This window comes from Mechercharimyces mesophilus (assembly GCF_059818345.1).
The window spans coordinates 437,522-460,803 of the sequence record NZ_JCBAPH010000001.1; the positions used below are offsets into that span (position 1 = coordinate 437,522).

At 45.3% G+C, this 23,282-nt stretch carries 24 protein-coding genes, 1 other RNA gene and 1 riboswitch; of the genes, 22 read left to right on the forward strand and 3 right to left on the reverse strand.

All coding sequences use genetic code 11. The features are described from left to right. Positions 1 to 216: 216 nt before the first annotated feature. From dnaG to hppD, 4 genes are all read left to right on the forward strand, one after another. Positions 217 to 2,040 (forward strand): DNA primase, encoded by a 1,824-nt coding sequence (dnaG, locus tag AC6RGY_RS02265; RefSeq protein WP_499859410.1) that lies wholly within the window; start codon positions 217 to 219, stop codon positions 2,038 to 2,040. Positions 2,041 to 2,071: 31 nt separating this feature from the next. Next, positions 2,072 to 3,184: an RNA polymerase sigma factor RpoD gene (gene rpoD / locus AC6RGY_RS02270; RefSeq protein WP_499859412.1), complete on the forward strand. Its 1,113-nt coding sequence runs from the start codon at positions 2,072 to 2,074 to the stop codon at positions 3,182 to 3,184. A 208-nt stretch (positions 3,185 to 3,392) separates the two neighbouring features. Next, positions 3,393 to 4,532: an acyl-CoA dehydrogenase family protein gene (locus tag AC6RGY_RS02275; protein ID WP_499859414.1), complete on the forward strand. Its 1,140-nt coding sequence runs from the start codon at positions 3,393 to 3,395 to the stop codon at positions 4,530 to 4,532. A gap of 122 nt (positions 4,533 to 4,654) precedes the next feature. Beyond that, positions 4,655 to 5,779, forward strand: a complete 1,125-nt coding sequence (hppD, locus tag AC6RGY_RS02280) for a 4-hydroxyphenylpyruvate dioxygenase (RefSeq protein WP_499859416.1) — start codon at positions 4,655 to 4,657, stop codon at positions 5,777 to 5,779. 136 nt (positions 5,780 to 5,915) lie between these two features. On the opposite strand, the gene AC6RGY_RS02285 is transcribed toward hppD, so the two are convergent. Then, positions 5,916 to 6,575 (reverse strand): pyridoxine/pyridoxamine 5'-phosphate oxidase, encoded by a 660-nt coding sequence (locus AC6RGY_RS02285; protein WP_499859419.1) that lies wholly within the window; start codon positions 6,573 to 6,575, stop codon positions 5,916 to 5,918. A gap of 480 nt (positions 6,576 to 7,055) precedes the next feature. Here AC6RGY_RS02285 and AC6RGY_RS02290 point away from each other — a divergent pair, with 480 nt between their 5' ends. Continuing rightward, on the forward strand, positions 7,056 to 8,477 hold the full coding sequence (locus AC6RGY_RS02290) for a M1 family metallopeptidase (RefSeq protein WP_499859422.1): 1,422 nt from the start codon (positions 7,056 to 7,058) through the stop codon (positions 8,475 to 8,477). Positions 8,478 to 8,566: 89 nt separating this feature from the next. Here the strand turns inward: AC6RGY_RS02290 and AC6RGY_RS02295 are convergent, their stop codons facing one another. Beyond that, positions 8,567 to 8,788, reverse strand: coding sequence for a spore germination protein (locus tag AC6RGY_RS02295; RefSeq protein WP_499859424.1), 222 nt, complete (start codon positions 8,786 to 8,788; stop codon positions 8,567 to 8,569). Positions 8,789 to 8,936: 148 nt separating this feature from the next. Between AC6RGY_RS02295 and AC6RGY_RS02300 the strand changes: the two genes are divergently transcribed. The 17 genes from AC6RGY_RS02300 to AC6RGY_RS02380 all read left to right on the forward strand — a co-directional run bounded on the left by AC6RGY_RS02300 (position 8,937) and on the right by AC6RGY_RS02380 (position 21,859). After that, positions 8,937 to 9,680: a tRNA (adenine(22)-N(1))-methyltransferase gene (locus AC6RGY_RS02300; RefSeq protein ID WP_499859426.1), complete on the forward strand. Its 744-nt coding sequence runs from the start codon at positions 8,937 to 8,939 to the stop codon at positions 9,678 to 9,680. After that, positions 9,656 to 10,771, forward strand: coding sequence for a Nif3-like dinuclear metal center hexameric protein (locus AC6RGY_RS02305; protein WP_499859430.1), 1,116 nt, complete (start codon positions 9,656 to 9,658; stop codon positions 10,769 to 10,771). The genes AC6RGY_RS02300 and AC6RGY_RS02305 overlap by 25 nt, the downstream gene beginning before the upstream one ends. A gap of 115 nt (positions 10,772 to 10,886) precedes the next feature. Further along, positions 10,887 to 11,299: RNase P RNA component class A (gene rnpB / locus AC6RGY_RS02310), an RNA gene on the forward strand. A gap of 177 nt (positions 11,300 to 11,476) precedes the next feature. Next, complete coding sequence (locus tag AC6RGY_RS02315; RefSeq protein ID WP_499859433.1) at positions 11,477 to 12,313, forward strand: GDSL-type esterase/lipase family protein; 837 nt, start codon at positions 11,477 to 11,479, stop codon at positions 12,311 to 12,313. A 77-nt stretch (positions 12,314 to 12,390) separates the two neighbouring features. Further along, complete coding sequence (locus AC6RGY_RS02320; RefSeq protein WP_499859437.1) at positions 12,391 to 12,555, forward strand: DUF6143 family protein; 165 nt, start codon at positions 12,391 to 12,393, stop codon at positions 12,553 to 12,555. 85 nt (positions 12,556 to 12,640) lie between these two features. Beyond that, positions 12,641 to 12,913: a hypothetical protein gene (locus AC6RGY_RS02325; RefSeq protein ID WP_499859439.1), complete on the forward strand. Its 273-nt coding sequence runs from the start codon at positions 12,641 to 12,643 to the stop codon at positions 12,911 to 12,913. A 119-nt stretch (positions 12,914 to 13,032) separates the two neighbouring features. Beyond that, positions 13,033 to 14,115 (forward strand): M42 family metallopeptidase, encoded by a 1,083-nt coding sequence (locus tag AC6RGY_RS02330; RefSeq protein WP_499859442.1) that lies wholly within the window; start codon positions 13,033 to 13,035, stop codon positions 14,113 to 14,115. A 177-nt stretch (positions 14,116 to 14,292) separates the two neighbouring features. Continuing rightward, positions 14,293 to 15,084 (forward strand): YheC/YheD family protein, encoded by a 792-nt coding sequence (locus tag AC6RGY_RS02335; protein ID WP_499859446.1) that lies wholly within the window; start codon positions 14,293 to 14,295, stop codon positions 15,082 to 15,084. Between the two features lie 70 nt (positions 15,085 to 15,154). Next, positions 15,155 to 15,892: an aspartate/glutamate racemase family protein gene (locus AC6RGY_RS02340; protein WP_499859449.1), complete on the forward strand. Its 738-nt coding sequence runs from the start codon at positions 15,155 to 15,157 to the stop codon at positions 15,890 to 15,892. A gap of 93 nt (positions 15,893 to 15,985) precedes the next feature. Further along, complete coding sequence (locus tag AC6RGY_RS02345; RefSeq protein WP_499859452.1) at positions 15,986 to 16,606, forward strand: DedA family protein; 621 nt, start codon at positions 15,986 to 15,988, stop codon at positions 16,604 to 16,606. Between the two features lie 102 nt (positions 16,607 to 16,708). Then, a complete protein-coding gene (locus AC6RGY_RS02350; protein WP_499859454.1) occupies positions 16,709 to 17,011 on the forward strand; it encodes a 2Fe-2S iron-sulfur cluster-binding protein in 303 nt (100 codons plus the stop codon). Between the two features lie 51 nt (positions 17,012 to 17,062). Further along, positions 17,063 to 17,161: riboswitch (TPP riboswitch) on the forward strand. A 65-nt stretch (positions 17,162 to 17,226) separates the two neighbouring features. Next, entirely contained in the window at positions 17,227 to 17,862 is a 636-nt protein-coding gene (locus AC6RGY_RS02355) for a thiamine phosphate synthase (RefSeq protein ID WP_499859455.1), read from the forward strand. Further along, positions 17,859 to 18,983 carry a glycine oxidase ThiO gene (gene thiO / locus AC6RGY_RS02360; RefSeq protein ID WP_499859458.1) on the forward strand — a complete coding sequence of 375 codons (1,125 nt, stop codon included), beginning with the start codon at positions 17,859 to 17,861 and terminating at the stop codon, positions 18,981 to 18,983. Before AC6RGY_RS02355 ends, thiO begins: the two co-directional genes overlap by 4 nt. A 5-nt stretch (positions 18,984 to 18,988) precedes the next feature. Beyond that, positions 18,989 to 19,192: a sulfur carrier protein ThiS gene (gene thiS / locus AC6RGY_RS02365; protein ID WP_499859464.1), complete on the forward strand. Its 204-nt coding sequence runs from the start codon at positions 18,989 to 18,991 to the stop codon at positions 19,190 to 19,192. Between the two features lie 2 nt (positions 19,193 to 19,194). After that, positions 19,195 to 19,956 (forward strand): thiazole synthase, encoded by a 762-nt coding sequence (locus tag AC6RGY_RS02370; protein ID WP_499859469.1) that lies wholly within the window; start codon positions 19,195 to 19,197, stop codon positions 19,954 to 19,956. A gap of 313 nt (positions 19,957 to 20,269) precedes the next feature. After that, positions 20,270 to 21,061, forward strand: coding sequence for a class I SAM-dependent methyltransferase (locus AC6RGY_RS02375; protein ID WP_499859471.1), 792 nt, complete (start codon positions 20,270 to 20,272; stop codon positions 21,059 to 21,061). Between the two features lie 129 nt (positions 21,062 to 21,190). After that, positions 21,191 to 21,859: a methyltransferase family protein gene (locus AC6RGY_RS02380; protein WP_499859472.1), complete on the forward strand. Its 669-nt coding sequence runs from the start codon at positions 21,191 to 21,193 to the stop codon at positions 21,857 to 21,859. Positions 21,860 to 21,930: 71 nt separating this feature from the next. Here the strand turns inward: AC6RGY_RS02380 and ftsW are convergent, their stop codons facing one another. After that, positions 21,931 to 23,088: a putative lipid II flippase FtsW gene (gene ftsW, locus AC6RGY_RS02385; protein WP_499859473.1), complete on the reverse strand. Its 1,158-nt coding sequence runs from the start codon at positions 23,086 to 23,088 to the stop codon at positions 21,931 to 21,933. Positions 23,089 to 23,282 lie beyond the last annotated feature (194 nt).

The window sequence follows — 23,282 nt, forward strand, 5'->3', positions numbered from 1 at the left end:
GCTCTTTTATCGACTATATTCGACAAATTTCGTAACAATGGTTTTTTCGTTCCCTAAGTAGGAAGGGAAAAGAAGTTTTGATGTAGAATAGTGAGAGGACAGGAAGAGTTCTTGCTGTTTTCCTCAAAAAAATATAAGATTCGAGAAGGAAGATGACGAATCTTGGCGAATAAGTACACCTTATAGGAGACGGGAATATGGAAAGCGGGGGAGAGCATGGCTGCCATCCCAGATGATGTGATTCGCCAGGTGCGAGAGCATAATGACATTCTCGATGTGGTGAGCCAACATGTCCAGCTAAAGAAGAGTGGACGAAACTATTTCGGGCTTTGTCCCTTTCATTCAGAGAAGACTCCATCTTTTTCCGTTGCTCCTGATAAGCAAATTTTTTATTGTTTTGGTTGCGGTCAGGGCGGAGATGTGATTAAATTTGTCATGGAAATGGAGCAGTACTCCTTTCTTGAGGCCGTACGACATATGGCAACGGAAGCAGGGATTTCATTACCGGAGAGTCAATCAGTGGCGGATGATCCCCAAGAGGCCCATCGCCAAAAATTGCGTAACATCATGGATCTTGCCTCCCGATTTTACCATCATATTCTGCAAAAAATGGAGCTAGGACAAGAAGCGAGAGGGTATTTACTCGGTCGTGGAGTCAATGAGCAGACGATCGAGACGTTTCAACTTGGATACGCCCCTCCAGATAATGTCTTGCTTCGTTTTTTAACGAAACGAGGGTTTCATCCCTCGCTGTTGGAGGAAGCAGGATTAGTAAATCGTAGAGAGAATTCCTCTCATTACTATGATCGGTTTCGCGAGCGGGTGATCTTCCCTATTCATGATGGACAGGGAAATGTGATTGCTTTTGGTGGCCGTGCGCTCAAGCAGTCAGGTCCCAAATACTTGAATAGCCCAGAGACGACTCTCTTTCACAAAGGACGTCACCTATTTAATCTGCACAGAGCGAGAAAATCCATACGGCAAGCAAAAGAAGCTATTCTCTTTGAAGGGTATATGGATGTGATAGCCGCCTGGCAAGCTGGCATCCAAACAGGAGTAGCTTCACTAGGGACTTCGCTAACCTCTATGCAAGCCAAAGTCATTCGTCGAAACTGTGAGAGTCTTATCATCTGCTACGACTCGGATGAGGCGGGGCAACAGGCTGCGACGCGAGGGCTGGATGTGTTAAAAGAGCAAGACTTACACGCCAAAGTGGGTCAACTTCCACCAGGGCTTGATCCGGATGACTATATTGGTAAACGTGGTGTGGAGGCCTTTCGACAGGAAGTATTAGTGGCGGCCATGCCTTTAACAGCGTTTAAACTTCAAGAGCGTAAGAAAGATTTTGATGTCCGCGATGAAGGACAACGAATGAAGTACTTAACAGAAGCTTTGACGATGATTGCCGACTTGCCTCTGGCGATTGAACAAGACCACTATGTTCGTCAACTTAGTGAAGAGTTTCATCTATCGTTGGATGCACTCAAGTTGGAACTTCGTCGTATCCGTAGCAAGAAGAAGCGCGCGACTCAGGGGGATAAAGGCAAGGGAATGTGGAATAATGAGTATCATCAACCAAACAAACACATGGTCGGTTCTACTCGTCTGCCCTCTGCGCATGAACAAGCCGAAAAACAACTGTTGGCTTGGATGATGCGTGACCGCGAAGTTTCTGTGCGTGTTGAAGAGGAACTAGGGGCTGATTTTTATACGGATGAGCATGCAGCGGTAGCCGCTTACCTGTATGCGTTTTACGGTGAAGGATACGGAGTTGATCCGGCGCAATTTATCCATTATGTGAATGAAGAGCATTTGCTCAAAACGATTAGTGAACTGGCGATGATGGAGCTCCCTACGGATGTTTCGGAGGAAGCGATTTCAGATTATATCCATCATATCCGCATTTATCCACTACATCTTAAGATGAAACAAGTAGAAGAAGAGTTGAAACGGGTAGACAAAGCTGGTGACATCGCAAAAGCACAAGAATTGGCGATTCAACTGCATCAATTAAGGGAAAAGAGCAGGAAAAGGGCTTAAGCGTGAGTACCAGGGAAGGAGGGAACAGAGATTGGCCAATGAACAAAACATGGACTTGGAGCAAGATCTGACGATAGAACAGGTGAAAGAGCAACTGACAGAATTAGGTAAGAAGCGAGGGCAACTCTCTTATAAAGAAATTATGGAGAAGATGTCTCCTTTTGATCAAGATCCACAGCAGGTGGATGAATTCTTTGATTCCTTAAATGAGCAAGGGGTTGAGGTCACCAACGAAGAGGGCGATGAACCTTACCGTGTGGCTGATGAGGAAAGTGAAGAATTGTTACACGACGATCTTAGTGTCCCACCGGGCGTGAAAATTAATGATCCGGTACGTATGTACTTGAAAGAGATTGGCCGTGTTCCCTTGTTATCGGCGAAAGAAGAAGTTGAACTGGCCAAGCGGATCGAAGATGGGGACGAAGAAGCGAAGCGTCGCCTCGCGGAGGCCAACTTGCGCTTAGTTGTTAGTATCGCCAAACGTTATGTAGGACGGGGAATGTTGTTCCTTGATTTGATTCAAGAGGGAAACATGGGTTTGATTAAAGCGGTTGAAAAGTTTGATCACCGCAAAGGATATAAATTTAGTACGTATGCCACCTGGTGGATTCGGCAAGCGATTACGCGTGCGATTGCGGACCAAGCACGTACCATTCGTATCCCTGTGCATATGGTAGAGACGATCAATAAGTTGATTCGGGTTTCCCGTCAGTTATTGCAAGACCTCGGACGAGAGCCGTTGCCGGAAGAAGTGGCTCAGGAGATGGATTTAAGCCCTGAGAAAGTCCGCGAAATCATGAAGATTGCACAGGAACCTGTCTCGTTGGAAACACCGATTGGTGAAGAGGATGATTCTCATTTGGGAGACTTCATTCCTGATGATGATGCCCAAGCACCAGCCGATGCAGCTGCTTATGAATTGTTAAAAGAACAGCTGAAGGGTGTTTTGGATACTTTATCCGACCGTGAAGAGAATGTCTTGCGTCTTCGCTTCGGTCTTGATGATGGACGCACGCGAACCCTCGAAGAGGTAGGGAAAGTATTTGGTGTGACTCGCGAACGCATCCGTCAAATCGAAGCCAAAGCATTACGTAAACTTCGTCACCCCAGCCGTAGCAAACAACTGAAAGATTTTCTTGAATAATTCCCTAAGAGGCACTCACTAGAGTGCTTTTTTGTTTGGCACCTTGTTTGTCTTATTGTGATTCAATTTTATCCCTTTTCCAAACATAATGCAAACCGATTTTAGCAAAAGAGCTCCCTTTAACAGAAAATTCTTGATCGATGTACCTGTCTAATCCTATAATATATAATGTAAGCGTTAACAAAGAGAAAGTAAAGGAGTGGAGTATGTGAACTTTGATTTAACGACAGAGCAACGGATGATCAAAAAGTTGATGCGTGATTTTGCGGAGGGGGAAGTTGCTCCCGGAGCAGATGAACGGGATCGGAACAAAAGCTTTCCGCGTGATATATTCAAAAAAATGTCTGAACTCAAATTAATGGGCCTACCGTTTCCTGAAAAATATGAAGGAGGCGGAGCGGATACCATCAGTTTTGCCATAGCAGTGGAAGAATTGAGCAGGGTGTGTGCCTCCACTGGCATAACCTATTCTGCTCATATCTCACTAGGAGGAGCCCCTCTTCATCTCTTCGGAACGGAAGAACAGAAGCAACAGTACCTCATCCCCATTTGTCGCGGAGAAAGCTTGGGTGCCTTTGGATTGACCGAGCCAGATGCAGGCTCCGATGCGGGAGGAACCAAAACGCGTGCCAATAAAGTGGGGAAAGAGTGGGAGATTCATGGCAGTAAAACCTTTATTACGAACGCCAGCTATGCTAAATTTCTTGCATTAACAGCCATTAGTGGCGAGGAGGCAGGACAGAAGGAAATTACCGCTTTCATCGTTCCCACCGATGCGGAAGGATTTACGGTGCGGGATGCGTATCACAAAATGGGATTACACAGCTCCAATACGACGGAGTTGGTTTTGGAAGGGGTACGGGTTCCGCATGAGAACATCCTAGGACGGATTGGTTATGGCTTTAAGCAGTTTTTAATTACTTTAGATGGTGGACGTATCGGAATTGGAGCGATGGCGGTAGGGATCGCTCAAGGGGCATACGAAGCGGCGTTGCGTTATGCTAACGAGCGCGTTCAGTTCGGACAATCCATCTCCAAGTTTCAAGTGATCCAACATAAGCTAGCGGATATGGCTCTTCAGTTAGAAGCCGCACGTCAGTTAGTCTATAAGGCAGCCTGGCTGAAGGATGAGGGACGCCCTTTTACGAAAGAAGCATCGATGTGTAAACTCTTCGCTTCGGAAGTGGCTAACCGCATCTGTGATCAGGCAGTACAAATTCATGGAGGGTGGGGCTATATTCACGATTTCCGTGTAGAACGTTTTTATCGTGATGTAAAATTAGCAGAGATTGGAGAAGGGACGTCTGAAATCCAACGCAATATTATTGCGCGTGAGATTGGATGCTAGTGATCATCTGAAAGATGGAAGGCTTCATAGCATAAAAGCACCACTACATTGATGCGTGTGCTTGTCGATTTTGCGTTTTCCGGTTACTCTGAAACATAGAAACCTTCAGATTGGAGGAGGATATGAAAATGGATCAAAAACAAGCACAAATGACAGCGACAGAAGGGGATTTCTTCCCTGTACTCGATGTTGATTACCTTGAGTTTTATACGGGCAATGCGAAACAAGCAGCTGTCTACTATTGTAAAAACTTTGGTTTCCGTCCTGTTGCCTATAGTGGACTAGAGACAGGTAATCGTGAGACTACCTCTTATGTATTGGAGCAGGGGTCACTTCGTTTGGTTATTAGCGGTTCCTATTCACCCGAACATGAAATCGCTCAATTTGTAAACAAACATGGTGATGGCGTCAAAGATATTGCTTTGCAAGTGGCAGATGTAGAGAAAGCGTTCCAAGAAGCGATCGCTCGCGGGGGAGTAGTCGTGAAGGAACCTCAGGAGATCTCCGATGAGCATGGGAAAATCAAGAAGGCTACCATTGCTACTTACGGTGATACGGTGCATACTTTTGTGGAGCGTAGTGCCTATCAGGGACCATTTGCTCCTGGGTTTCAGGCAGCCGACTTCGAAATCCCCTCAACCTCGACAGGCATAGAAGGTTTCGACCATGTCGTGGGCAATGTGGAAAGCATGGAAGAATGGGTTTCCTATTATGAAAAGGTTTTTGGTTTCACGGAATTGCGCCATTTTGACGATGAGGATATTAGCACCGAATACTCTGCGCTCATGTCCAAGGTGATGCAGAATGGGACTGGACGAATCAAATTCCCTATCAATGAGCCAGCGGATGGTAAGCGAAAGTCGCAAATTCAAGAATACCTCGACTTTTATCGCGGAGCGGGAGTTCAGCATGTTGCTTTTTATACCAAGGACATCGTCCAAACGATCGAGGCAATGAAGAAGAATGGCGTGCAGTTTCTGGAAACGCCTGACTCCTATTACGACGAATTAACGAAGCGTGTGGGTAAAATCGATGAGTCGATCGAAGAGTTGCGGAAATTAAAGATTTTGGTGGATCGCGATGATGAAGGGTACCTGTTGCAGATCTTTACCAATCCGATCGTCGACCGTCCGACGCTATTCTTTGAAATCATCCAGCGCAAAGGATCACGTGGCTTTGGGGAAGGCAACTTTAAAGCGTTGTTTGAGGCGATTGAGCGGGAGCAGGAACGGCGGGGGAATTTATAGCATTGACACATTTTTAAGAGAAACACCAGAGAGAGACTTCTTTCTCGCGGTGTGAAGATGAGGGCGAAGGGTTTCCTTCGCCTTTTTTGTATGGAGTGAATTTGCTCTCTACAGAGGTGGATAAGATGGACTCGGTTCAAGGCCACAGATAGGAGATTGTCCACCCTTCCTCGCTTCTTTGATAAAGAACCCTCTTATGTTTTCGCTCAGGGTCCCCTTGCCAGAACTCTACCTCGTCGGCTGTGACGGCATACAATGCCCAATTGGGAGCGATCAAGTCGGGGTTTTGCTGAATGGAGTCTAGGCTTTGGCGTTGGGTTTCTTCTAAAAGCTGAAAGTCGGGTAAAACATTACTTTGTTTCCCCAGAAGCGAATTGGCTCGCGAACCTCTTGATCTCGAGCGAAAATCTGTGGCACTTGCTTCCGTGCCAGTATAGATAGCCTGTCCACGAATACGTATTTGTCTTCCGAGTGCTGGCCAGAAAAAGGTTAAAGCGACTTTCGAGTTATGCTGTAATTGCTTTCCTTTTCTACTACCTGAATTCGTGCCGAAATACCAATTGTTTTCGGTCACATCTTTTAAAATGAGGATACGTGCATCTGGTGCCCCTTCTTCATCGACAGTGGATAAGGTCATGGCGTGTGGCATGGAGATGCCTTCGCTGACGGCGAGCTGAAGCCATTGCAAAAATAAGGTGGTTGGTTCATCAGGTAAATGGTTTGTATCAAAATCTGGATATTCTTCTTCTAAAGTAGGGATTGTTCTCATCTTTAAGATTTGCGAAAGCTTACTCATGCTCATCCTCCTCATTGGGCCCAATATGATCTAAAGTATAACGGATGCTAGTACTTATTGGAAGTTCTCCGGCATAGATTTCGCCTGTTTGGGTCAGGATAATGGAGACGGACAAAAACAGGAGTGCAAGATCATAACGAAACTTCTATCGGTGAGTTTCTATGAAAGCCCCTCCACTTGGTGGAGCTCGGTTTCGCTGGTGGGAAATCACCTTTGAAGATAAGAGTGAAAACTCACCTTAAGGGTTGTTGGAAGATGGCGAGAGGTTTCTCCTTAAGAGGCTCGAAGCGGGTAGCGATAGGAGATGCCACCACCCATCAAAACACTGCTACGAGCGCACTCGACACTCCCATGCTGTGTGCTTTCTTCTAGAGGCGTGTGGCACAATCCCTGAGGGTTTTTATGCCGGGCGATAGAAGCCATGTGAACAAGTCCAGTCCTATCATGACGCAGGCGGTGAAAATAGTGAGACGTTGCATAATGAGTATATGGGGAAGCGTACTCCTCTTTTTGACAGTGATGAATTCTGTAGATGCCACTCCCATTACATACAACGGTCCGGCGGATGAATGTCCGGCGTATACAATTGAAGCGACATACGATGATGAGCAAGATACGGTAATGGGTCATATGAGCGTGCAATTGCCACAAAAATACCGTGAAGGGGAAGAGCTTTATTTTCATCTTTACCCGAATGCTTTTAAAGACTGGAAAGGGTCCAAAGAATCGGAGCCGAAAGAGGCAGGCTATTTGCAAGTATCTCACGTCAAAGTGAACGGGAAAGCAGTAAAAACAGAGGAGAAAGAAACGTTGCTGAAGTTAAACGGTTTCGCGAAGCCGAAGAAGAAAGCGACAGTGGAGATGGATTATAAATTGAAAATCCCACAAGGTGGGACGCGTCTGAATACAGTGGATCGAACCGCTTTTCTCGCGCAATGGTACCCCATGTTAGCAGTCAAGGATGAGCAGGGATGGCATACCGATCCTTATACGACGACTGGAGACCCCTTCTTTAGCGAGATCTCAGATTTTGAAGTTACCTTCTCCCTCCCTAAAGGGTATCAGCTCATTACGACAGCTAACGATAACCCCTCAGAACGCACAAGTTCGAAGGTGAAATTAAAACAAGAGCGGGTGCGAGATTTTGCAGCGATGATTAGTAAAGATTATGAAGTGATCGAAGGCAAGGCAGGAGAGACAGAGGTTAACCTGTGGTATGTGAAGGGAATGGAACATGTTTCTCAACAGCTACATGATACAGCAATATGTAGTATGGATTATTTCAGCAAAACCTTTGGTCCCTACCCTTACAAGGAAGTGGATGTCATCCTGGGAGAGACAGGGCTCGGTATTGCGGGGATGGAGTACCCGGGGTTGGTTACTTCTGTTCCAGAGATCCCGACGAAGGAAGGAAAGCGAACGGCGGATTCGGTGGTTGCACATGAATTGGCTCACCAGTGGTGGTATGGCGTGGTGGGAAACGATCAAGTACATGAACCTTGGTTGGATGAAGGCTTAACAACCTTCTCGGAATTTCTCTTTATGAAAGAAAAGATGGGAGAAGACGAACGGGATTTGTTGAAGCGTGCTTCGGAGCGATCAGAAGACGTTCATGAAAAAATTGGTCTGACATCCGTGGAGTCGGTCAATAAGTATCCCGATCCTCTCTATGGGCTAATGGTGTATATTCGTCCTGCGGCCATGATGTGGTCCCTGTCTGATCAGATTGGGATGGAGAAGGTCAAGAAGATTATGCAGACCTACTATGACCGTTATCAATTCCGTACTGCGACTACAGAGGACTTTATTGCCGTGGCCAATGAAGTAGCCGGTGTCGATTTGAAAAACTTCTTTGATGAATGGTTGTACTTTGAGGAAGGGAAGAAGGAAGCGCGCCAATAAGGTACGAAAGTTTAAGCGGGTGAGGACATTATTGTCGTGTAGGGATAGAGGTTGAGGGAGCTGATACTAGCTCCCTTTAATCTCTTCTATTAGAAGAATTCCACTTGATCAAACAAATCCGGATCAATTCCAATGTTTGATTCACCATCGATATTGATCGCAAAGTCTCCAACAGGAGAGGAACCACCCGAGGATTTCGAATTTTCTCTCGGAACGACATTGATTACGTCCCCTAAATTGACTGTTGCAGGATTGGACACCGCTTGGATCTTGGTATTAAAGATTTGATTCATGACGATAAAGCCAGCCATTCAATAACCTCCCCTAACGCTCGCTTCGAATAAGCTAATAAGTATCGTGGAACCGAACTACACCTACCTTATGCGGTTTGAAGGGAGAAGGTGTCTTGTTTATAATGGGAAGCGAGAGCTGGACGGTTGAAAGAGGAGGCGGAAGTGGATGCGATCCACAGATGGGTTGGGGTTATCCAAGAGGCTACATACATTAAATGAATACATTCCCAGTGAAACCTCGGTGGCGGATATTGGAGGGGATCATGCTTTCCTGCTATTAGCCGCTGCGAACGAGGGCAAGTTGACGAAGGGGATAGTAGGAGAGGTAAGTCGCGGGCCGTATGAGAATGCGGCTAAGCGCGTACAGGCTTTTTGCCGCGAAGACCTGATTGAAGTTCGATTAGGGGATGGTCTGGATGTCATTGCCCCTAATGAAGTGGAGATTATCACCATTGCGGGTATGGGAGGGGCGCTCATCGCAGAGATCTTAGAGCGTGGACAAGCAAAACTAAAGCAGGTAAGGCGTCTTATCCTCCAACCAAACAACGCAAGTCATCGTGTGCGTGAGTGGTTATGGAAAAATGGCTGGAGGTTAGTAGAGGAAACCATCGTAGAGGATGCCGCTATTCTTTACGAAGTCATAGTGGCGGAGCAGGGAGAAGGAAGAGAGCAGTATCAGGATCATCGTTTGAGCGCCGATCAATTACTGACGATTGGTCCGTGTTTATGGCGAAATAAGCATCCGCTTTTGCTGCACAGGTTAGAAGCATTGTGTGGAGAAAAGGAACGGATTTTGCAGGGGTTACAAAAGGCTAAAACCTCGGATGTACGTAGCAAGATAGAGATTGTACAGAGAGAATTGGAGTCATGGAGGAGAGTGAAAGAATGGCTATCCAGGGAAGTGAAATGATCCAGGCATTTGAAGCATGGTGTCCCCCTAGTCTGGCTGCAGAGTGGGATCGTAGCCGAATCGGTTTGCAAATCGGAGATCCGCAGGCTGAGGTAACAGGCGTTCTCGTTACTCTGGATGTGACGGATGAAGTGATTGATGAAGCGATAGAGCAGGGGGCAAATTGGATTATTGCGCATCACGCTATCATTTTCCAGCCCCTAAAAGCGATACGGACAGATCAACCGGTAGGAAAGATGTTACGTAAGCTATTGCAACATCAGATTCAGGTTTATATTGCCCACACAAACCTAGACGTTGTGGAAGGGGGCGTCAATGATGTGTTAGCCTCCCGACTCGGTTTGGAAAATACCCAGGTTCTTCTACCGGAACGGTATGAGCCATTAAAAAAATTGGTTGTGTTCGTACCACAGGACTATCATCAACAAGTTCGGGATGCCATTAGTGCAGCAGGAGCAGGCTGGATCGGCAATTACAGTCACTGCACCTTTAATCTCACAGGAACAGGGACGTTTTTACCACAAGCGGATGCCAATCCTTTTATCGGAAAGCCAGGAGAAGTGGAGAAGGTGGATGAGATTCGCTTGGAGACGATCGTGCCGGAATCTAAGCTTAAGAGCGTGCAGGAAGCGATGCTCAAGGCACACCCATACGAAGAAGTGGCATATGATCTCTATCCGCTTGATTTGCGTGGACAAGCACAAGGGATTGGGAGAATAGGGACCTTAGCTGAGCCGATGACGCTCCGACAATTGGCAGAGCATACAAAACAGATGTATCAGATTCCCGCTCTGCGCATGGTTGGAAAGGAAGGGCGGCTGATTTCCTCTGTTGCAGTCTTGGGTGGTTCCGGTAGTGGCTTTTATGCACAAGCACGAGCGGCAGGTGCAGATGCTTACATTACTGGAGATATCGGTTTTCACGATGCACAAGAAGCAGATCGAATGGGGCTCTGCTTGTTGGATGTGGGACATCATGTGGAACATTGGATTGTCCCTGCTTTGTGTGAGCGCTTGCGTGAGATGTGGCGGCATGAATCGCTTCAAGTGAGGGCCTCCAGTGCCCATACCGAACCTTTTCAATTTGTATAAGATAGGTGAAGCGAGAAAGTAAATTTTTCTAAAATAAGGTTATAAATGTTGAAAACACCACTTGAAGGTCGGAATAAAGTTTGATATAATAATTCCTGTTGCGATTTTGCAAAGGAAAGTAAGCTAGGCAATCGCCGGTGGAGTGCCGCAAGGTCCCACGGGAGGAAAGTCCGAGCTCCATAGGGCAGGGTGCCGGCTAACGGCCGGTGGGGGCAACCCTAAGGCTAGTGCCACAGAAATGTAGACCGCCGATGGGAATGATATCATTCCACAGGTAAGGATGCAACGGTGCGGTAAGAGCGCACCAGCAGTATGGAGACATACTGGCTAGGTAAACCCCACTTGGAGCAAGACCTAAGAGAGGATCTGCTTTAAAAGCAACTGTTGCCCGCAGTGATCCTGGGTTGGTCGCTTGAGCGGTATAGCAATGTATCGCCTAGACAGATGATTGCCACTCCACAAGTGGGAGGCGAATTCGCCGTTTGCACCACTGGGAGGACAGAACTCGGCTTATGGTTTGCTTTCCGAGTATATATAAGAAAAGATACCCAGCGTTTACAGACCGGACGGTTCTGTGAGCGCTGGGTTTTTGCATTTATTTTGTTACCTTCTTTCTATACTTTTGTTATATGCATGAAAAATTCTTGTAATCGGTAGGGGGTAAGATAAGTATAAGAACAACAATTGATACGAGGATGAGACAATATGAAAAAGTGGTTACTTGGAGGAATAGGGGGATTTGCTCTCCTTATCTCAACTTTGTTTCATTATGCTACCCCTTATGTAACAATGTTCTTCTCAGAGGAGCCTGAACGCATCTATCAGGCAGAAGAGAGTATTATAAATATATTAAAGAAATCGGATGAAAGAAAAGAGGATGTTAACTACCTGGGGATTGGAGATTCTGTCGCTTTAGGTCAAGGGTGGAATGAAAAGGAGTATGGGTATACGGGTTTAGTCGAGGAAGAGCTATCCACCCAAAATATTGGTGTGAAATTAGATAATCAAGCGGTATCTGGGCAGACGTCCACCCAATTACTGGCTACCTTGCGCGAAGATCAAAGCCTCATGAAGAAGGTGGAAGAGGCAGAGATCATTACGCTAACGATCGGTGGAAACGACTTGTTAAAAGAAGCCTTAGAGCAAGAAAGCCCCCTGGAAACACTGGCTACTTTCCAAGAGATCCAGTCAACATATGAAGAGAACCTAACAGAAATAATGGATCGGATTACGACAGCCAACCCAGAGGCCCCCGTACTTGTTACGACACTATACAACCCTCTCTCTCCAGAAGTCGCTTATTATGAACAGAGCGAACGCATGCTAACCATTTGGAATAATGAACTGAAGAAAGTTATCTATGAGTATCCCATGGGTTATGTGGTAGATATTGAACCAGTACTGACCCCCGATGTGGAGCGTAGTTGGTTGGCCGATGAGATACATCCCAATCAAGCGGGATATGCTCTGATAGCGGAGGAGATGATGAGGGAGATTCATCGAGCGACACCTGTGACGGCAAGTATCGATGCCGAAGAGTAATGTTGGTATAAACACATTTTAATTGAATAGTTAAATTATAAAAGGCACTTTAGGATGAATGGGAGACAAGTGTAGGAATGAAAACGGTAAAAGGGTTACAGACGGTTGTTTCCGTAACTCAGAGTGCTGCTGAGGCTGCGAAAGGGAATCTTTACCTCGGTACATCCAGTGTTTTAATGTTTGGTGGAGATCAATTTGCTTGGACGCAACTTTTTAATCCCGTCACATCCCGAATAGGATAGAGGGAGAATCAGTCGAAGGGATAGTATAGAATGATGTCCACTGTGAGACGATAATAGGGGAATCAAGCGAGAGAAGGGTGAATAGATGCATCCCATATTTTCGTCGTACGACGCGTATTGCGAGCGCTATAAGATGTTTTGGTCCGAAGAGGGTGATGGACGTCCCGGCATGATGTCCCAACCTGAGTTTGAGCGAACGTTTCAGTTGATCAGAGAAAGTTATGACGCTTATCAGGATTTGGTTCAAAGTGGCAAGCACGAAGAAGCTGCTCATTATTATGGCAATGTGATTCATTATCTAGAGAATCAGTTGGCCATCGCAGATGGCATGGACAACTTCTTAGAAGATCAATCTTAAGAAGAGCTTACTATTAGCCCATAGTAGGCTCTTTTTTTGTGTGCCCTTGAAGAAAACCCTTTCAACGTGAGTGAGTTTTAAACATGATGGTTAATCTAACGAAGAAAGGAGATGAAATCATGGATATGTTAATGAAAGAATTAACGGAGGCGAAAGGTGTACCCGGCTATGAAGAGGAAGTACGTAACATCTTGCATCGAGAAATAAAAAATGTGGATGCTGAACTGGTTCTAGATCATATGGGAAGTATCTTCGGCAAAAAAGTAGGAGCAGAAAATGGTCCCACCATTGGGGTTGTCGGTCATCTCGATGAGGTGGGTTTCATGGTTTCAGAGATTACCAAAGGGGGATACTTACGCTTTCTGCCACTAGGGGGATGGTGGAGCCAAGTTCTCCTTTCGCAACGCGTAACGATTATGACGGAGAAACGGAATTTTACAGGTGTCATCGGCTCCAAGCCTCCTCATATTTTGACAGCCGAAGAGCGCCAGAAAGTGTATCCGATGCGCGAGATGTACATCGATGTTGGAGCAAAGGATAAAGAGCAAGTACAGGAGTGGGGAATTCATGTGGGTGATCCAATTGTGCCTATCTGCCCTTTTGAAGTCCTTCCTGATGGAGATACTTTGTTAGGGAAAGCGTTTGATAATCGGGTAGGTTGTTATTTAGCGCTCGAAGTATTAAAAGAGCTAAGCAAGCAAGCCCACCCCAATATCCTTGTTTCAGGAGCGACCGTGCAAGAAGAAGTGGGATTGAGAGGGGCAACGACGGCGCCTTATGCTATGGACCCTGATATTGCTATTATCCTGGATGTGGGTGTAGCGGAGGATGGTCCCGGCAATGAAGGAAGTGACAAACTACGATTGGGAGAGGGACCTTTGGTTACTTTCTTGGACGCAACCATGATCCCTAATACGCGCTTGCGTAACTATGTCATAGAAGTGGCAAAGCAACATGATATTCCTTACCAAGTGGAAACGATGACCGGGGGAGGGACAGATGCAGGGAAGTTTCACTTGTACAAGCAAGGGGTTCCCTCCATTGTGTTGGGTGTAGCGGCGCGCTACATTCATAGCCATGTTTCTATGATTAGCAAAAGAGACTTGGAATTAACCAAGCGGTTGGTAGTAGAAATGGTGAAGGGGTTGGACGAGCAAAAGGTAAATCAGATCCAGCAGTTTAGCCACGAATCATCTTTATAAGATAGAGTGGCGTGAAATCCTTTTTCTGACCCTCTCATCGATCCGTTATTAGATGGTAATATGGCTCTGCTATATCCAGCCTGTTATCATCTTTTTTATATATTCCATATTTAATAAGTAACAATTTTTAATAGAAAGAATATAATAGATTATAAGTAAAAAAAGAGGGGGTTCGCTATGAAGAGCCATCATTTAAGAAACAAATATATTCAGGCGAAGTATTTGTCTACTAATCCAGGTACACGTTATCACTTCCCAGTTACGAAGAAATTAAATGAGAGAAATTTGAAGTGGATGTTAAGAAAATATCCCAAGATTTATATAAAGCCCAAGGATGGATTCAAAGGAAAGAACATTACCGTTGTTACTCGCGATAAAAATGGTTATTATGTTCGATCGACAAGCCAGGAAAAAGACACTTTCTACGGAGATGAGAAGGATCTTCTGAATTTTTTTAGACCAATAATAAAGCAACAGTATGTGATCCAACAGGGAATTGAGAGCAAAACGAGAGAGAGGCGTCTCTTTGATGTGCGTATTCATACCATCCGTTACAAAGGAAAATGGGTGATTGGGGGAATGGCAGGGAGAATAGCACCACCACAAGGTTTGATTACCAACCTTTCGTCAGGCGGAGAAGCGGTAACGGTCAACAAACTCCTAAGGATTCATTTGAAATTAAATAAAAAAGAAGCACGGAAGGTAGTAAAAAAATTGAAAAAGGTAGCTTTAAGATCATCCAGAGTGATGAGTAAATTCTACTCTCAACGCTATCGACATGGCATTGACATTGGATTAGATCCCAGGAATCACATCTGGATTTTTGAAGTGAATGTGGGTACACCCTCTCTGAAAGCCTTTAGAAAAAGTGACCCCAGGGTTTATCGACGAATTAAAAATATAGAGAATAAAGTTCCTGAATTAAAAAAACAGAAAAAAGAAGAGGAGAAATCCAAAAAAAGTAAATAGGGTGAAGCGGAGAGGAAGACAAAAAGATGAAAGGTTTAAGGTGGATTTTTGCAAAAGGAGGGGAAGAACGGTGAAAGAGGAGAAAGTGGTTTGTATAGTAGGTGGAATGGGACCATTTGCTTCGATGGCTTTTGTTCAATCGATTTACGAAACAAGCTCTCCCTTTTGCAAGGAACAAGAAGCCCCTCGTCTCTATCTCTTGTCGGACCCACAACTTCCAGATCGTGTGACATCCCTTTCCTATGGAGATGGGGATTACTTTGTTCAAGAGCTGATTCGAATCATGCAAGGCGTAGAAGCGCAGGTGGATTACTATATCATTTGCTGTGTAACGGCCCATCATTATTTATCCTATTTGCCTCTGGCACTACAAAAGAAAACGATTGATATGATCCAGATTATTAAACAGAAAGTAGAAGAAAAAAAGCGACCCTCACTATTGTTGGCTACGCCCCCCACCTGTCGGAGCCATCTATTGCGAAGCGAGCATATTCTCATACCCAGTGTACATGATCAAAAGCAAATTGATTTTGTTATACAACAACTGAAAGCCGGGAGAATAGATGAAAAAACGCTCTCCCAATTGTGGGAAGACGTTTATGAGATGATTCAATCTTATCGTGTGACGAGCTGGATTCATGGATGTACGGAGCTTCATTTGCTGACGCGTTTTCTCAGACAAAAACAGCTCTCTTTACTAGAAGATGTCATTGATCCGATTTGGGAGATGGTCAAACAATGGACGACACTACCCTCTCTTATTAAACTTGAGGAAGAAGGAGTGGATCTATGCAGGAAAAGGGAATAGATATAGCGATAGCGCCTCTTTCTATACCTTTTCTGATTTCTAAAAGTATGGTATGGTTGTCTATGTTGATAGCAATGAAAACGGGGTTGGATTATGGATCAGTCACTCATTGATTTTCTCCTTCAATATGGATATATAGGTATCTTTATATTTTTGGTATTGGGAATTGTCGGATTGCCCCTTCCCGATGAGATTATGATGACGTTTGTCGGGTACTTATCTTCCGAAGGTCAACTTACGATTTATTATACTTATCTTAGCGCATTATGCGGGTCCATGTCTGGAATTACCATTAGTTATTTCTTAGGAAATAAATTGGGCTACCCTTTTATTAAGCGTTATGGGAAGAAGATTCTTATTACAAGGAGACGGCTTCGCGTAACACAGTTATTATTTCGAAAATATGGAAACTGGGTTCTTTTTTTTGGCTATTTTATCCCTGGTGTGCGCCATTTGACGGCCTATGTTGCCGGAATCTCCAACATGCGTTTTCGCCGGTTTGGTCTTTATGCCTACGTTGGTGCTTTCACCTGGTGTACGACTTTTGTGGGCTTAGGCTATATACTAGGAGAAAAATGGGAATTGGTATTTGATCTCTTTCACCAGTTTGGTATTTGGTTTACGGCTATAGGGATCGTTGGCGTGGTTATTTTCTTCTTTTGGTATCGGACCACGCAAAATATGAGCCGCATTCGTCGTATCTTACGAAAATAAATGCCGCACATCTATTAACGTTGCGAACCTCCTCTCCTTTGCATGCAGGAGAGAGTATCGTAAAATAATGAGAATAGAATGGTGAAAGGAGAGGAGCTGTCCATGCCACAAGTAATAGTCGAATGCAAGGGTGAAGAATATGAACTAGAAGTTGAAACAGGAGCTCCCTTATTGATGGAAGCCGTGATGCAATCGGTTCCCATACCGTACAATTGCACGTCCGCCAGATGTGGGACATGCAAAGTTCAGGTGTTAGAAGGTGGCAATCACTTGAACGAAGTGGGAGAAAACGAGGAGCTTCGTCTCGGAGAAGAGGCAGTGGAGAACGGATTTCGACTGGCGTGCCAACTGCAAGTACACGGCCCACTCAAACTTAAAGTTCCGCCTAATCGATTTGGTTTGTAATTGACGAAGCGATCGATCGGATCTACAATGGAAGAGAAAATCGCATACAGATGGTACCACAAGGGGTGCTGAAAAGCTGAGAGAGGAAGTCCTCAACCCTTCGAACTTGACCTGGACGATACCAGCGTAAGGATGTGGAGTCAAATGAGCAAGTTGATTTCAATGACAACGGTATCTTTTCGGATACCGTTTTTTCTTTTGGGAGGAAAATAGAGGTGCGCATCGACTTGATTATCAATCATTTGTCGAGGGAAGACCATCTTTTTTTGCAACTATCGGAGTTAGCCAGATGGGTAGACCGCATACATCTGCGTTTTAAAACGGCATCGGCGTGTGAGCTTTATCGGTGTGGGGAGTATTTGCTTGAAAAGGGAGGTTGGAATCGTAAACAGCTGATGATTAATGAGCGGGTGGATGTTGCGCTTGCCCTTCAGTGTGGAGTTCATCTTCCAGAGGCAGGATTGCCGATTGAAATCGTCAAAGAGAGGTTTCCTTCGCTTCCGGAAGTGGGTTGCTCGGTTCATTCACTTGCAGGAGCCAAACAGGCGGAGGCCATGGGGGCAGATTATGCTTTGTTTGGTCATGTGTTCTCCAGCTCTTCTAAACCGGGTTTACCACCTAAAGGAGTGAGTGCATTGCAACAGATCGTGCAAGCAGTTTCCATTCCTGTGATGGCGGTTGGCGGAGTCACTCCTGAGAATATCCAACGTGTGAAAAAAACAGGTGCAAATGGAGTAGCTGTCATCTCTGCGATAACAGCGCACCCTTACCCTGTTACGGCCGCGCGTCAACTAAGAGGATTGTACCAAAGTGAAGGGGTACGAGACGGAGAGGAGGGAAGGCACGCATGAACGAAGAAGTGGTGATTATTGGCGGAGGTATTATCGGATGTTCTATCGCTTATTATTTAGCGAAAAAGGGAGCGAAAGTAACCGTGGTGGAACGAGATACCGTTGGGGCTCATGCTTCCAGCGCTGCAGCAGGAATGCTCGGTGCACAAGTGGAAATGTCTTTTCCAGGACCCATGGTGGAGCTCTGTTTGGCTAGTCGCTCTCTGTTTATGCAACTGGAACCTGAACTAAAGGAATTGACTGGGATCGATATGGAGTTGAATCACCACGGGATGCTTCGTCTTGCATGGGACGAAGAAGAGAAGAGAATGCTCCAAGAACGTGGTCAGTGGCAGCGAGCTCAAGGGGAAGAAGCAGAGTGGATCGAAGAAGAATCTCTATGGAAACAGGAAAGGGAACTTTCTCATCGAGTGAAAGGAGCACTTTCACTACCATCCGATATCCAAGTATCGGCACCGCGGTGGCTCATGGCGATGGAGAGCGCAGCAACGCGCTTGGGCGTGAGATTTTTGACTGGAACAGAAGTGCGTTCGCTTTGGGCAGAGAAAGGGCGCGTACGTGGTATTGAAACCATGTACGGTAGGATCGAGGCGGACCAAGTGGTGCTGGCAGCAGGAGCATGGAGTTCCCATCTGGCTCGAACGGTCGGTATAGAGTTGCCTGTTTTTCCAGTCAAAGGAGAGTCAGTAGCGATTCAAGCGCCACAACCTCTGTTTACGAAGACTTATTTTGCTGAGGAGTGCTACCTGGTACCAAAGGCAGATGGCCAAGTGATTGTTGGAGCAACCGAGCGTTCATATGATTATACCTCGCATGTTTCGGCAGATGCCGTAAGGCAACTGTTGCAAGCGGCTACACAATTGGTTCCAGCGCTTAAAGAAGGGTCTTTTGTCCGCGCGTGGGCCAGTGTACGGCCAGGCTCTATCGATCGTATGCCCTATCTTGGTCCCTCAGAAGATTACGAGAATCTGTACTTTGCTTGTGGTCACTTTCGCAATGGCATTTTACTTAGTCCGATCACCGGTTACTTACTCGCCGAGTCCATGTCAGGAGAAATGACGCCACTATTATCCTCATTTGAGCTTAGTCGAGTACAGGAAAACCAGTTAGAGAGGCGGTGAGATGGATGAATATAACATTGAATGGCAAACAACACGAGCTGTCAGAAGAAGTTTCTACTGTTGAATCCTTATTAGATCACTTGCAATTATCCGAGCGTTTGGTGATTGTTGAGCAAAACCGGAAGGTTTTATCCAAAGAAGAGCATTCAGTTGTAGCGATTCATGAAGGCGATCAAATTGAAATTGTTCATTTTGTAGGAGGAGGATAAACATGTTAACCATTGGAGATCATCATTTTCAATCTCGTTTATTTTTAGGGACAGGTAAATTTTCTTCCCTTTCCGAGCAAGCAGAGGCGGTAGCTGTGTCAGAAACGGAAGTGCTCACCTTTGCTATCAGACGGATGGACCTATCTAATCCGCAACAGCCCAGTTTATTGGATCAATTGGATTTAAAGAAGTACACGTTGTTGCCTAACACAGCGGGGGCATCCACGGTGGAAGAAGCGATTCGTATTGCCCATTTGGCTCGTGCTTCTGGTTTGTGCGATATGATCAAAGTAGAGGTGATCGCTGATCCGGATACTTTGCTTCCCGATCCAGTGGCTACGCTAGAGGCGACGAAACAGTTGGTGCAAGACGGTTTTACCGTTCTCCCTTATACATCGGATGATCCCATCTTAGCCCGTCACTTAGAAGAAGCAGGTGCGCATGCAATTATGCCGGGAGCCTCTCCCATTGGTTCAGGCCAAGGGATATTAAACCCTTTTTATCTGAGATTACTCATGGATGCTGTAAGTGTACCGGTCATTGTGGATGCAGGGATTGGTTCCCCGAAAGATGCGCTCTGGGCGCTGGAACTGGGAGCGGATGGCGTTCTCTTAAACACGGCAGTATCAGGTGCCGATGACCCTATTAAAATGGCAGAGGCGATGAAATTGGCGGTAAGAGCTGGTCGCTTAGGTTTCGAGGCGGGACGTATTCCTAAGAAGTCTTATGCGACAGCAAGCAGCCCGGTTGAAGGAATGATCTAGGGACTTTCAAATAGTGATGGAATAGCCTAATAGGTTACCTTTTAGTCAGGGATGAAACCTTATCGCTGAGTAGAAAGCTCTTCTTTCTCTATGTATCTTGTATGGTCTGGGCGGGAACGCCTCTTCTTATGATACTTGTGCGTTGTTCGTGTTCTTCGCAAAGGTCATTAAGTTGGGTTTTCTCGCCCAATTTCTGTTAACGAAAAGAATGGATCTACGTTATACTTGAAAAGGATAAAGGATAGTCCTGCGATTAAAGAGATTTTAGAAATAGAATGCTGTAGGCGAAATGGGAAATTGGAGTTGGTTATTAATGGATTTTAAAAAATTCACGCAGGCAAATCGAGAAAGCTGGAATGAGGTGGCTTCCCGCCACCATGAGGCAAAGCAGGAACAAAAACAACGTTTTCACCAATCGAACTATTCATGCTTAGATGAGTTGGTGACTCGTTCTTTACTGGCCATCGGATTAGAAAACAAACGAGTCGCGCAACTTTGTTGTAATGATGGAATGGAGACGCTTTCGCTAAAAAATATGGGGGCAGCCATGTGCACCGGTTTTGATATTAGCGACCAAGCGATTGCACAAGCACGTGCGCTAGCGACGGAAACCAATATTCCGGTTGATTTTGTACAAACAGATATTTATGATATTTCAAGCGATTACGATGGGAAGTTTGATTTGATTTACCTTTCCGCTGGAGTGTTGATTTGGTTTCCTGATCTCAAGAAGTTCTTTCAAGTGGTTCAGAGACTATTGGACAAAGAGGGTCTTCTCTTTATTTATGACATTCACCCTTTGCTCCTGATGTTAGATGAACAAGATAAGGAAAACCCTCTCCAACTGAAGTACTCTTATTTCATTGAGGAACCACGAGTTTTTCATAATGGATTGGATTATGTATCGCACCAAACCTATGAAAGTAAGCCTCATTATAATTTTGATCCTACTTTATCCCAAGTGATTACAGCTGTATTGCAAAATAACTTGTTACTCGAAAGGTTTGAAGAGTACCCCCATGATATCTCTAGCTTATATGGCCACTTGGCTGAACAAGATATTCAAGTACCCGCTAGCTTTATTTTAACCGCTCGCAAGAAGTAACATCATGGATATCTCTTTAATTAGGTTTAGACCGTCGACTTCTCTAAGTGGGCTTTTCCTTTTTTCTTTCCTATGATAAGATTCAATTAACTAACCGGTTAGTTAATTGAATGGAACAGGGTGGGTATTATGCACGGAGATTACGCATCATCTATGGTACAAAAGTGGGTATGGGTATTCATTCATGCGCTTGCAGTCGTAGGAGTTGGTTGGGTTTTACTAGGTTCAGGCATGGAAGTACTGTTTGGAAAAGAGGGAGGAGATCAGTGGCGTGAGGGCATGCTATTTTTTTGCTCTATCGTTCTGTTTATTCGCATGTGTTTAACTGGTTTTCTCTTTATGAAACGTGCCTTTAGCTGGAGTGAAGGGATTCAAGTGGGGGTGTGGTTGTGGATCATTCACTTCACCTTTGCCATTTCTGGAACGTGGCAGTTGGATGCCGTCGGTAGCAGTGCATGGATGGGACTGATCCTCTTTTTGTGGGGATCGTATCTCAATACATCTTCCGAATGGCAACGACTTCAATTTAAAAAGGACCCTGCTCATAAAGGCAAGTTATTTACAGAAGGTTGGTTTAAATACAGCATGCACATCAATTACTTTGGTGATGTAGTTTGGGCCCTCGGTTTCGCCATGATTGCTGGACATCTAGTGGCTTTTCTCATTCCAGTGATCATGTTCCTCGGGTTTATTTTTTATCATATCCCTACATTGGATCGCTATCTAGCGGGGCGTTATGGTAAGCAGTTTCAAGACTACCAAGCACGTACAAGCAAATTGATCCCCTATATTTATTAGCCACAAGAAAGAGGAGGATGGCGTCCATAGCAGACGCCATCCTCCTCTTTTCATGTTTGCAATCGTGTTTTCTATGAGAGACCCACTCCGCTGACGGAGGTTCTCTTATTACGCACTTGTCCCTTCTGAATTGATTGTGCCTGGCTATAGCGAGAGATATTGAGAAGAACACCAGATGCGGTCAAATAAATGATCAAGGACGTTCCTCCGTAACTGATGAATGGTAGTGTGACCCCGGTTACAGGGAAAATAGCTGTCACGACCGCCAAGTTAAGTAGCGCTTGTAGGCATATGAGTGAGACGATCCCAATGCCAAGTAAACTCCCAAATGTGTCAGGGGCCTTGAGCGCAATCCGTATGCCTCTGATGGCAAATACCATATACAGAAGGATTAACGATCCGGCGCCAATAAAACCGAGTTCCTCCGCGACGATGGCAAAGATAAAGTCTGTGTGCGCTTCGGGTAAGTAAGCCATCTTCTGAATGCTATTTCCGAGGCCACTACCGGATAAGCCTCCAGGAGCAATGGCATAAAGCGATTGGATTATTTGAAAGCCATTCCCATGCGGATCTTTCCAAGGGTCAAATACAACAGTTAGACGTTCGACACGATAGCTGGCCATCACCATCACGACTGTTAAAAGTGGGATGGTGGGGGCGGCTAGAAGCAAGAGGTGTTTCCAGCGTGCACCTGCACAGAAAATGATAACCATACAGGTGGTAAGGAGAAGAACGGTTGTGCTGAAGTCGGGTTCGATAACAATCAAAAAGCAGAATAAACCAACCACAATCAAGGGTGGGAGAAGTCCTTTGCGGAAACTATGTAATTGATGTTGCTTCTTGCTCATGATATAGGCGACATAGAAAATGGCACCTAACTTGGCGATTTCAGAAGGTTGGAAGGAGAAGGAGCCAAGCTTGATCCAACGGGTGGCATCGTTTACCGTATGACCTAGGTTCGGAATGAAAACCAGGGGCAATAACAGAAGGCTTCCAAATAAGATCCAACCGATAAAACGAGGATAAAGGGTATAAGGAATGTTTCCGACAACGAAGAACAACACTATGCCTATTCCGGCAGCCAATAGTTGCTTTTGAAAAAAGTAATAACTATCCTTGTAATCCGTTACCCCCTCATAATAGCTAGAGCTAAAGACCATGACGAGCCCAAATCCGATCAGGATAAAAACCGTCAGAATAAACCAGAAATCAGGTTTTCCGCGTGACATATTCATATCCCCTTAATCTATGTGTTGCGTAAATTAGAATTGGCAAAATAGGTGCTTATGAATGTAAATCAAGTTTCATTTATGGTAGCATGGAGAGAAATAAAGGATGGATGGTGAATCGATTTTCTCGTTCTTATTTTTACCATCTCTTCAGCACTATAGACTATAGTCGCAATTGTTTTCATGGTATGGTG

What these genes read in the sequence shown, in the direction of transcription:
- hppD (WP_499859416.1), top strand. Translation starts at nt 4,655, where the DNA reads ATGAAAATGGATCAAAAACAAGCACAAATGACAGCGACAGAAGGGGAT.
- AC6RGY_RS02370 (WP_499859469.1), top strand. Translation starts at nt 19,195, where the DNA reads ATGTTAACCATTGGAGATCATCATTTTCAATCTCGTTTATTTTTAGGG.
- AC6RGY_RS02305 (WP_499859430.1), top strand. Translation starts at nt 9,656, where the DNA reads ATGGCTATCCAGGGAAGTGAAATGATCCAGGCATTTGAAGCATGGTGT.
- ftsW (WP_499859473.1), bottom strand. Translation starts at nt 23,088, where the DNA reads ATGTCACGCGGAAAACCTGATTTCTGGTTTATTCTGACGGTTTTTATC.
- AC6RGY_RS02350 (WP_499859454.1), top strand. Translation starts at nt 16,709, where the DNA reads ATGCCACAAGTAATAGTCGAATGCAAGGGTGAAGAATATGAACTAGAA.
- AC6RGY_RS02285 (WP_499859419.1), bottom strand. Translation starts at nt 6,575, where the DNA reads ATGAGTAAGCTTTCGCAAATCTTAAAGATGAGAACAATCCCTACTTTA.
- thiO (WP_499859458.1), top strand. Translation starts at nt 17,859, where the DNA reads ATGAACGAAGAAGTGGTGATTATTGGCGGAGGTATTATCGGATGTTCT.
- AC6RGY_RS02320 (WP_499859437.1), top strand. Translation starts at nt 12,391, where the DNA reads ATGAAAACGGTAAAAGGGTTACAGACGGTTGTTTCCGTAACTCAGAGT.
- AC6RGY_RS02335 (WP_499859446.1), top strand. Translation starts at nt 14,293, where the DNA reads ATGAAGAGCCATCATTTAAGAAACAAATATATTCAGGCGAAGTATTTG.
- AC6RGY_RS02290 (WP_499859422.1), top strand. Translation starts at nt 7,056, where the DNA reads ATGAGTATATGGGGAAGCGTACTCCTCTTTTTGACAGTGATGAATTCT.
- AC6RGY_RS02345 (WP_499859452.1), top strand. Translation starts at nt 15,986, where the DNA reads ATGGATCAGTCACTCATTGATTTTCTCCTTCAATATGGATATATAGGT.
- AC6RGY_RS02380 (WP_499859472.1), top strand. Translation starts at nt 21,191, where the DNA reads ATGCACGGAGATTACGCATCATCTATGGTACAAAAGTGGGTATGGGTA.
- AC6RGY_RS02330 (WP_499859442.1), top strand. Translation starts at nt 13,033, where the DNA reads ATGGATATGTTAATGAAAGAATTAACGGAGGCGAAAGGTGTACCCGGC.
- AC6RGY_RS02375 (WP_499859471.1), top strand. Translation starts at nt 20,270, where the DNA reads ATGGATTTTAAAAAATTCACGCAGGCAAATCGAGAAAGCTGGAATGAG.
- dnaG (WP_499859410.1), top strand. Translation starts at nt 217, where the DNA reads ATGGCTGCCATCCCAGATGATGTGATTCGCCAGGTGCGAGAGCATAAT.
- AC6RGY_RS02325 (WP_499859439.1), top strand. Translation starts at nt 12,641, where the DNA reads ATGCATCCCATATTTTCGTCGTACGACGCGTATTGCGAGCGCTATAAG.
- AC6RGY_RS02300 (WP_499859426.1), top strand. Translation starts at nt 8,937, where the DNA reads ATGCGATCCACAGATGGGTTGGGGTTATCCAAGAGGCTACATACATTA.
- AC6RGY_RS02315 (WP_499859433.1), top strand. Translation starts at nt 11,477, where the DNA reads ATGAAAAAGTGGTTACTTGGAGGAATAGGGGGATTTGCTCTCCTTATC.
- thiS (WP_499859464.1), top strand. Translation starts at nt 18,989, where the DNA reads ATGAATATAACATTGAATGGCAAACAACACGAGCTGTCAGAAGAAGTT.
- AC6RGY_RS02295 (WP_499859424.1), bottom strand. Translation starts at nt 8,788, where the DNA reads ATGGCTGGCTTTATCGTCATGAATCAAATCTTTAATACCAAGATCCAA.